General features: G+C 47.3%; 13 protein-coding genes. 7 read left to right on the top strand and 6 right to left on the bottom strand.

The features are described 5' to 3' along the window. The 6 genes from Q0546_RS09045 to ribA all read right to left on the bottom strand — a co-directional run. Positions 1 to 313: NAD-dependent epimerase/dehydratase family protein (locus Q0546_RS09045; protein ID WP_298792370.1), on the bottom strand; the 313-nt coding region annotated here is incomplete at its 3' end. 151 nt (positions 314 to 464) lie between these two features. Continuing rightward, positions 465 to 1,340, bottom strand: coding sequence for a zinc metalloprotease HtpX (htpX, locus tag Q0546_RS09040; RefSeq protein ID WP_298792368.1), 876 nt, complete (start codon positions 1,338 to 1,340; stop codon positions 465 to 467). Beyond that, positions 1,327 to 1,728, bottom strand: coding sequence for a hypothetical protein (locus Q0546_RS09035; RefSeq protein ID WP_298792366.1), 402 nt, complete (start codon positions 1,726 to 1,728; stop codon positions 1,327 to 1,329). Before Q0546_RS09035 ends, htpX begins: the two co-directional genes overlap by 14 nt. A 3-nt stretch (positions 1,729 to 1,731) precedes the next feature. Then, positions 1,732 to 1,959: a PP0621 family protein gene (locus Q0546_RS09030; protein ID WP_298792364.1), complete on the bottom strand. Its 228-nt coding sequence runs from the start codon at positions 1,957 to 1,959 to the stop codon at positions 1,732 to 1,734. Next, positions 1,949 to 2,506, bottom strand: coding sequence for a 16S rRNA (guanine(527)-N(7))-methyltransferase RsmG (gene rsmG / locus Q0546_RS09025; RefSeq protein ID WP_298792362.1), 558 nt, complete (start codon positions 2,504 to 2,506; stop codon positions 1,949 to 1,951). The genes Q0546_RS09030 and rsmG overlap by 11 nt, the downstream gene beginning before the upstream one ends. Continuing rightward, entirely contained in the window at positions 2,496 to 3,068 is a 573-nt protein-coding gene (gene ribA, locus Q0546_RS09020; protein WP_122874323.1) for a GTP cyclohydrolase II, read from the bottom strand. The genes rsmG and ribA overlap by 11 nt, the downstream gene beginning before the upstream one ends. Before the next feature lie 61 nt (positions 3,069 to 3,129). On the opposite strand from ribA, the gene hemB reads away from it, so the two are divergent. From hemB to Q0546_RS08985, 7 genes are all read left to right on the top strand, one after another. After that, positions 3,130 to 4,101 (top strand): porphobilinogen synthase, encoded by a 972-nt coding sequence (hemB, locus tag Q0546_RS09015; protein WP_298792359.1) that lies wholly within the window; start codon positions 3,130 to 3,132, stop codon positions 4,099 to 4,101. A 57-nt stretch (positions 4,102 to 4,158) separates the two neighbouring features. Further along, a complete protein-coding gene (locus tag Q0546_RS09010; protein WP_298792357.1) occupies positions 4,159 to 4,293 on the top strand; it encodes a hypothetical protein in 135 nt (44 codons plus the stop codon). Position 4,294: 1 nt separating this feature from the next. Then, positions 4,295 to 5,224 carry an ornithine carbamoyltransferase gene (argF, locus tag Q0546_RS09005; protein ID WP_298792355.1) on the top strand — a complete coding sequence of 310 codons (930 nt, stop codon included), beginning with the start codon at positions 4,295 to 4,297 and terminating at the stop codon, positions 5,222 to 5,224. 13 nt (positions 5,225 to 5,237) lie between these two features. Next, on the top strand, positions 5,238 to 5,729 hold the full coding sequence (locus tag Q0546_RS09000) for a DUF2603 domain-containing protein (protein WP_298792353.1): 492 nt from the start codon (positions 5,238 to 5,240) through the stop codon (positions 5,727 to 5,729). Then, complete coding sequence (hemN, locus tag Q0546_RS08995) at positions 5,726 to 7,087, top strand: oxygen-independent coproporphyrinogen III oxidase (protein ID WP_298792351.1); 1,362 nt, start codon at positions 5,726 to 5,728, stop codon at positions 7,085 to 7,087. Before Q0546_RS09000 ends, hemN begins: the two co-directional genes overlap by 4 nt. A gap of 7 nt (positions 7,088 to 7,094) precedes the next feature. After that, positions 7,095 to 8,348: a (Fe-S)-binding protein gene (locus tag Q0546_RS08990; protein ID WP_298792349.1), complete on the top strand. Its 1,254-nt coding sequence runs from the start codon at positions 7,095 to 7,097 to the stop codon at positions 8,346 to 8,348. Between the two features lie 91 nt (positions 8,349 to 8,439). Continuing rightward, complete coding sequence (locus tag Q0546_RS08985) at positions 8,440 to 8,880, top strand: hypothetical protein (RefSeq protein ID WP_298792347.1); 441 nt, start codon at positions 8,440 to 8,442, stop codon at positions 8,878 to 8,880. Positions 8,881 to 9,053 lie beyond the last annotated feature (173 nt).

Below are 9,053 nucleotides of genomic sequence, written 5' to 3'. Positions count from 1 at the left end.
CATAGATGCCCACGGCCGAAGCGCTGATGAAAAATGGCGGATTTTCTAGCTCGTTTATAGCGCAAACCAGCGCGCGAGTCGTCTCTATCCTGCTTGCGTGAAGCTGCTTTTTATAGGCCTCGCTCCATCTGGCCGCGATAGAAGCACCCGCTAAATTTATAACCGCGTCGCAGCCGCTGATGAGGCTTTTGAGTGCGTCTTTGTCGGCATAGACAGCTCGCGGTATAGTTACTATCTCGTGCCCCTGGGCTCTAAAAAATCTGCAAAGCTCGCCGCCGATAAATCCGCTCGTGCCGTTTACGGCTATTTTCATATTTTGCCTTTTTGATAAATTTGCTTTGATGCGTGTGGTCAAATTTGACGCGACGCAGGGTTAAATTTAGCGTTAAGTTTAACGCTAAAAGTCAAGCCGTTTTGCTCAAATTTGGCGGGCCGAAACGAAAACTTAAATTTGCCCGTCAAATTCACTTTCTAAAATACTCTTTTACGCCGTTTTCGGCATCTAGTTGCGAGCGTAAATTTTCTAGAGCGGCGATACGGTCTTGGGTGCTCGGGTGCGTGCGAAACAGCGAACCCAGCGCGCTTTTTACGCCGCTAAATGGATTAATGATAAACATATGCGCGCTTTGTTCGTCGGCGTTTGCCATCACGCGTCCGCGCGCGTAGTCCTCGAGCTTGCGCAGTGCGCCTGCTAGGTGCTGGGGTTTGCCCGTTATCATCGCTGCGCCCCTGTCGGCCTCAAACTCCCGCGCCCGCGAGATTGCCATGCGTATGATGGTAGCGGCTAGCGGCATGATGACGGCTAGGGCGATTAGCATTAGCGGATTTTGCTTGCCTTGACGGTTTGCCGCTCCAAACTGCGCGAAATTTGCCAGTATCGCGATCGCTCCCGCAAAAACCGCTGCTATCGAGCCAGTTAGGATGTCGTAGTGGCGCACGTGGCTTAGCTCGTGAGCTAGCACGCCCTCGATCTCGTCTTTGTTTAGCAGATTTAGCAGGCCCTCGGTCACGGCCACTGCGGCGTGGCTAGGGTTGCGACCCGTGGCGAATGCGTTTGGAACGGCTTCTGGGATGATGTAGATCTTTGGCATCGGCAAATTTGCCTTCGCGCAAAGCTCGCGCACGATCTGATAAAGTCCCGTCGCGTGCGCCTCGTCAACGGGTACGGCTCGGTAGTGCTTGAGCACGAGCGTATCCGAGAAAAAATACGAAAAGAAGTTCATCCCAAGCGCAACTAAAAATGCGATCATCATACCGCTCGTGCCGCCTATCGCGCCGCCGACGGCTACGAAAAGCAGCATTAGCACTGTCATCAAAAATGCGGTTTTAAAAAGTTCCATTTGTTTCCTTTTTTGATCTATTCCAAACGATAGCGTTATCAAATATCGCGACGTCGGCTTGATACTCCGCTATCTCGCTAAGTTCGCTCTCATCGCCGATTATACAAGCGACTTTGGCGTCAAAGAGATAAAACTGGGCTAAATTTGCGGCTTTTGGCGTAAACTCTCGCCTAGACATAACAAGCAGATTTGCGCCCGCCGCATTTGCGATTACGCACTCACTTACGTTCTCGCAAGCGACGCTAAATTTAGCCCCTTTTTCTTGCGCCGCTTTTATCATCTGGCTATTAAAATAAAACATATTTTGTAATTTCGCGTCGATTTCGTCCGTATTCGCGCAAAAATACAGCTTTTCGTAAGGCACTAGCTCGTGACCGATTAATTGCATTTTCTACTCCTTTTTGCTTTGCATGCAGTCTTGGCAGACGTATCCGCCGCCGCTTATTACGGCGTCTTTAGCCTCTATAAAGGTGCCGCATTTTTTGCATTCGACGAAATTTTCGGCATCTTTGTCCTCTTTTTTTGCGCTGCCTTTTACGCCTCTTTTTACGCGGGTTTTAAAAAATATCAAATAAATCGCAATTAAAACCGCTAAAAAAGCCAAAATTTTAAATAACATCGCCGCCCTTTATAAGTACGTAATTTCGGTTGCCGCGCCCGCAAATTTGAGCTTTGAGCCCCTCTAGCTCGCTTTGCACGCTGCTTCCTTTGTAAAGTAAAATTTGAGTTTGCGCGTCAAAAAAACCGTCGCAAATCCCTAGAAAATCTTTCGTTTTCATTAGCGCGCGGCTAGTGATTAGCTGCGCCGCGAAGGGCTCGCCGTCCTCGATCTTGCAAGGTTTTACGCGCACGTTTGCTAAATTTAGCTCGGCCTTGACGTAGCTTAGAAACGCCGATTTTTTCGGGCTGGGCTCAAAGAGATGCCACTCGCACTCCTTTAAAATCATCGCGAGAAATATCGCGGGAAGGCCCGCTCCGCTGCCCACGTCAATCGCTGTTTCGGCTCCCCAAATTTGCGGGAAAATTTCAAGCGGAGCTATGCTATCAGCGATCTGCTCGTTTAAATTTTTGTAGTTGGTAAGGCTGTGCACGCGGTTAAATTTAGCCAAAATTTCGCTAAATTTCGCCGTTTGCGCATCAAAGTCCCTCGGCAGGTCAATTTTCATCTAGCATATGCCCCATCTGCTCTTTTTTCACGCGCAGGTAGTTTTCGTTAAATTTGTTCGCGTGGATGACGATAGGCACGCGAGAGACGATCTGCACGCACTTTAGCCCGGACAGTTTTTTCGGATTATTGGTTAGCAAATTTATCTTTTCGATGCCGAAGTGTTTTAATATAAAATCCACGATCTCGTACGTGCGCTCGTCGGCCTTAAAGCCCAGCTGGTGGTTTGCCTCGATGGTGTCCAGGCCCTCATCTTGCAGGTGGTAGGCGTTTACTTTGTTTAGTAGGCCGATATTTCGCCCCTCTTGGCGCAGATAGATCACCATGCCGCCGTGCTCCTCGATGTATTTTAGGCTGGCTTCCAGCTGGTCGCGGCAGTCGCACTTTAGGCTGCCGATCGCATCGCCCGTTAGGCACTCGGAGTGGATGCGGACGTTTACGACCTCGCCGAACGGTTTTTTGTAAATCGCTAAATGTTCTTTCTCGCCCTCCTTAAAGGCCTGTATCTCAAATATCCCGAAACGAGAGGGTAAATTTGCCGTATTTGAAAGCTCGATATTCATAAATTTTTAACTCCTATTATGTTACACTAAGCGTAAATTGTAGCGAAGTAAAAGGAAAATTATGTTTAAACGTTTTAGAAGGCTTAGGATAAATCCCGCGATCAGGGAGATGGTGCGCGAAACTAGCGTTGCGGCGAGCGATTTTATCTATCCGCTTTTTGTCGTCGAAGGCAAGGGCGTTAAAAAAGAGATAAGCTCGATGCCGGGCGTCTTTCAGATGAGTTTGGACGAAATTTTAAAAGAGTGCGAAATCGTGCGAAATTTAGGCATAAAAGCGGTAATATTGTTTGGAATCCCGAGCCTAAAAGATAGCGTAGGCAGCGACGCTCTAAGCAACGATGGCATCATCGCGACCGCGCTGCGAGCGATAAAGGATAAATTTCCTGGTCTAGTCGTGATAACCGATCTTTGCTTTTGCGAGTACACCGATCACGGCCACTGCGGTATCCTAGATCACGTCCATCAGACCGTCGATAACGACGCGACGCTAGAGATCTCGGCTAAACAAGCGCTGATCCACGCTAGAAACGGAGCCGATATGATCGCTCCAAGCGGCATGATGGACGGCATCATCGCTACCTTGCGCGGGGCGCTGGATTTGAGCGGATATGAAAATTTGCCGATTATGGCGTATTCGACCAAATTTGCCTCTGCGTACTACGGGCCGTTTCGCGACGTAGCCGAAAGCGCACCTAGCTTTGGTGATAGAAAAAGCTACCAGATGGATAGCGCAAACCGCTTAGAAGCCGTGAGCGAGAGTCTGGAGGACGAGGCGCAAGGCGCCGATATCTTGATGGTAAAGCCCGCCCTTGCGTATCTAGACATCATCCGCGATCTGCGCGAAGCGACGAGGCTACCGATCTGCGCGTATAACGTGAGCGGCGAATACGCTCTACTAAAAGCAGCGGCAAAAGCCGGCGTCATTGACTACGAACGCGTGATGATGGAGACGCTAGTAGGATTTAAGAGGGCGGGAGCGGATTTAATAATCAGTTACCACGCCAAAGAAGCCGCCGCTTTACTAAGAAAATAGCGGCTTGTCTCGCGAGTATATTTGCCTGATTTCGTAAATTTCGCCCTGCGATAGGCTATGTGCCTTATCTTGGGACGAAATTTACTTCTTCTATTTAGCTACAAGCGTAGCGAAGTAGAAAACAAGCAAATCTATCTCGCGATACTTCGCCTTGTAAATTTTATGGGCAAATTTGGGAATTTAAAGGGGTAAAATGCGGCACTTTTTAACGTTAAACGATTTTAGCAAAGATGAAATCATCGAAATTTTAAATTTGGGTTTGCAGATAAAAAAAGAGGCAAAGGTGCGAGATTTTAAGCCGTATCTCAAAGATCAAAAATTGGCGATGATATTTGAGAAAAGCTCGACCAGAACGCGCGTGAGTTTTGACGTGGGGATGAACGAGCTTGGCGGGCATGCGCTGTTTCTTAGCTCGAGCGACATCCAGATCGGGCGCGGCGAGCCGATAAAAGACACCGCGCGCGTGATCTCGCGAATGTGCGATCTCATCATGGCTCGCGTTAATCACCACGAGACGTTAGAGGAGCTTGCTAAATTTAGCCGCGTACCCGTGATAAACGGCCTTAGCGACAAATTTCACCCAGCGCAGCTGATGGCCGATCTCATGACGGCGGTCGAATTCGGACTAAAAATAGACGAGATAAAAGCGGCGTTCGTGGGCGACGGCAACAACATGACTCACTCGTGGCTGATGCTAGCTAGCAAGCTTGGCTTTAAGCTAAGGATTGCTACGCCAAAGGGCTACGAGCCGGATGCCGACGTCGTAAATTTAGCGATGAGAAACGCTCAAATTTCGGGAGCTAAAATTTATCTAACTCATGACGTAAAAGAAGCCGTCTCGGGCGCTAACGTCGTCACTACCGATACCTGGGTCTCGATGGGGCAAGAGGCCGAAAAAGAAAAGCGCCTGAGGGATTTTGCCGGTTTTTGCGTGGATGAAAATTTGATGAAATTAGCCGCGCCGAGAGCGATATTTTTACACTGCTTGCCTGCCTACCGCGGATACGAGGTGAGCGAGGGCGTGTTTGAAGCGCATGCGGATGAGATTTTTGCTGAGGCGGAAAATCGCCTGCACGCGCAAAAAGGCGTGATGGTTTGGCTCGATAGGCAGCGAAACGGGTAAGTTAAGGAAGTAAATGAAAGAAAAAAATCTACAAAAGACATACGAAAAAATAGATAAAATCTCAGGCGAGCTTGGGATAAAAGAGGGCGAAAAAACGATATTTGAGATCGTGCCGACAAGCGATCCTAATCAAATGAGCCTTAGCCTAAAAAGCGGCTCGTGGGACGGGGTGGAGCCTTGGTTTGGTATTGACGAAAATCAAAATTTACACACGATGGTTTCGTTAAAATCGCTCTCGCAGCTCATCGAAGCCTACCGCAACGTCCAAAAGGAAAATTTCGAGCTAAGGCTCGAAAAGACGATCTGGCAAAACGTACCGATAGATTTCGCCGACGTTTGGGTTGTGGCGATGGACGAGATACGTAAGATCGCCGCAAAAAATAAAAATAAAAAAAGCATCGACGTAAATTTGGAAAAACTGGTAAAAGATATCAAAAAGCAGTATCCGAATTTGTTCGTCGATATGCAGAATTTAATGAAAAACGCAAGGAATAAAACGCTATGATAGATTTTGACGCTTACGTGAAGTATTCGCGCCCGGGGCCGCGCTACACGAGCTATCCGACCGCGCCCGAGTTTAGCGATAAATTTGGCTACGAGGACTACCTGCGGGAGCTAAAAAACCGCGACGCCTCGCGTCCGCTTTCGCTTTATTTGCACCTGCCGTTTTGCCGCAGCGCCTGTTATTTTTGCGGTTGCAATGTAATTTATACTAGCAAAGAGGACCGCAAAACGCGGTACATGCAGTATCTGCAAAAAGAGCTCGATCTGCTGGCGGCAAATCTCGACACGAGCGCGCCCGTGCTACAAATGCACTTTGGCGGCGGCACTCCGACATTCTATGGCGCAGATCAGCTAGATGAAATCATCAAAATGATAAAGGCTAAATTTAAAAACTTCTCGCCCGAGGCTGAAATCAGCTGCGAAATCGACCCGAGATTTTTAACCCGCGAGCAGCTTGACGTGCTCGTCTCTCACGGCTTTAACCGCGTTAGCTACGGCGTGCAGGACTTTGACGAGCGCGTGCAAAAGGAGATCCACCGCATCCAGCCCTACGAGATCACCAAAAACGCCGTGGATATGGCTCGCGCTAAGGGTATCAACTCGATAAATATGGACCTGATCTACGGCCTGCCGTATCAGACGCTAGAGAGCTTTAAAGCGACGCTTGATAAGGCTCTGACGCTGTCTCCCGACCGTCTGGCGGTGTTTAACTATGCGCATGTGCCGTGGATAAAAAAATCTATGCGTAAATTTGACGAAGCTACGCTACCTAGCCCTAAAACCAAGCTTGAAATTTTAAAATACACGGCCGAGTTTTTTATCAAAAACGGCTACAAAATGATCGGTATGGATCACTTTGCAAAACCCGGCGACGAGCTTTTCGTCGCGCTAGCTAACGGTACGCTTCATCGTAACTTCCAAGGCTACACGACCAAGGGCGGAGCCGATCTAATCGGCATCGGACTAACTAGCATCGGCGAGGGACAAAGATACTACGCTCAAAATTTCAAGGACATGGACGAATACGAAAAAGCCCTAGATAGCGGTGTTTTGCCGTATTGCAAGGGTATCTATCTAACTGGCGACGATCTAATCAGAAAAGCCGTGATAATGAGCCTGATGAGCAACTTTGCTCTTGATATCAAGGCTGTCGAGGCTAAATTTGGCATCAAATTTTTCGAGTATTTTAAGGATGATTTGGTCGAGCTTGAAAATTTGAGTGAATTTGTAACCGTAACGCCTGAAAAAATCAGCGTAAACGAGACGGGCACGCTGATCATACGAAATATCGCGATGTGTTTTGACGCGTATTTGAAAAAAATACCTGAAAATTTACGCCGATTTTCAAAAACGGTTTGATGCGAAAATGTTTAAATTTAGCGAAATTTCAGATAAATGCGTAAAATGCGGCAAATGCATCCAAGTCTGCACGATCCACAAGATAAACTCCGACGAAACAACCTCTCCGCGCGGTTTTTTAGATCTCGTGGGGGCCTATGAGCGCGGCGAGCTAAAGCTCGATAAAAGCGCGAAAAATATCTTTGAGAGCTGTTTTTTGTGCACGAGCTGCGTCGAGGTCTGCCCAAACTCATTGCGCGTGGATACGGCGATAGAAAACGTTCGCCGCGATATCGCGGAAAAATTTGGCATCGCGTGGTATAAAAAGGCGTTTTTTTGGCTACTACGCCACCGCGCGGTGATGGACTTTTGTGCGAGGCTGGGCTACGTGTTTCAAAGCTGCGCGTTTAAGATCCGCGAAGGTGCGATGAGCCCGAGATTTAGCCTGCCGATGGTGAAAAAAGAGCGGCTTTTGCCAACCGCTAGCAAAAAGAGCTTTTTAAACTCGCACGCCGAGTTTATCGATAACGGCGGCGATAAAACCATCGGCGTTTTTATCGGCTGTATGGGAAACTATGCGTATACGGGCATCGGCGAGGCTCTCGTTAAGATCGCCCGCGAGCTTGGGCTAAATTTAAATTTGATGAAAAAGCAGGCCTGTTGCGGCGCGCCGGCGTATTTTACGGGGGATTTTGCGACGGTCGAGGTTTTGGCAAAGCGAAATATAGAGTATTTTGAAAAAATGCTGGGCGAGCTAGACGCCATCATCGTGCCGGAGGCTACTTGTTCGGCGATGATAAAGATCGACTACGAGCACTTCTTTCATGATGATGAGCATTGGCGAGAGCGTGCAAAGGCGGTGAGTAAGAAGATATTTTTAGCGACGGAGTACTTTGAAAAATTTACGAATTTGGCTGAAATTTTGGCTAAAAAAGGCAAAAATTTGATCTCCGTGACCTATCACGACCCTTGTCATGCCAGAAAAATGCAAGGCGTATTTAAAGAGCCTCGCAAACTGCTCGCTCAAAACTACGAAATGACCGAAATGGAAGATCCAAACGAGTGCTGCGGTTTTGGCGGCGTGACGATGCAGTCTGAAAAATATCATCTAAGCCGCGCGGCCGGACAAAAAAAATCCGAGATGATAAAAAACTCGGGTGCAAAGATCGTAAGCGCAGAGTGTAGCGCCTGTAAAATGCAAATTTCAAATGCGCTACATATCGGTGGCTCAGACGTAAAATGCGAGAACCCGATAGAGTTAATCGCAAGGGTGCTTGGATAGAGTTTGACGGTAAGTTTATATTTTTTTGTTGTATAATGATAAGACGGTCGGTCGATACTGTAAAATTTGATAAATATCCTAAGGAAATTTCGTGAAAAAGGTGATATTCGTTATTATGATGTTTTTTAGCGCCTTGCTTGCAAACGACGAATATCATATTTTTGTGAGCGCTTTTGGCGACGACGTAAGCGAAAAGGCAATAGAAAGCGTGCGAGTGGCCGTTGAAAAAAAAGTAGGCAACCTTGAGGGCGTCGAAAAGGTCGTTAGTGGTAAATTTGGTAGATACCGTGCCATCGCGATAAAAACACAGCCTCTAAGTGGAGAAAAAATTAAAATTTTAATTAATAAAATAAAATCCGCAGGATACAAAGAGGCATATGCTGGGATGGTAAAAAGCGAAAATAACGACTATAAAGGCGACCCTGATTCTAAAACCACTGCAGAAGAAAAAGACGTAACTATGCCGAAAAAACGAGGATTAAGAAAGAAGTCGGACCTATTTTTTAAAGAGGCACCGGAGCCAATGGGCTAAAATTTAGCTTGCATGTGCGACTAAATTCTAATTTTTTATCCTTATTTCCAAAAATTTTAAAAAAAAGCTTGACTTTGAAAAGAAATTGGGCTATAATCCAACTTTCACAAATCAAGGATGCTGGTGTAGCTCAGTTGGTAGAGCTACTGCCTTGTAAGCAGTGGGTCGGCGGT

Source organism: uncultured Campylobacter sp. (assembly GCF_937997465.1).
Classification (GTDB): Bacteria; Campylobacterota; Campylobacteria; order Campylobacterales; family Campylobacteraceae; genus Campylobacter_A.
The sequence above is the reverse complement of the archived record's forward strand: the minus strand, read 5'-3'. Positions and strand labels throughout refer to the sequence as shown.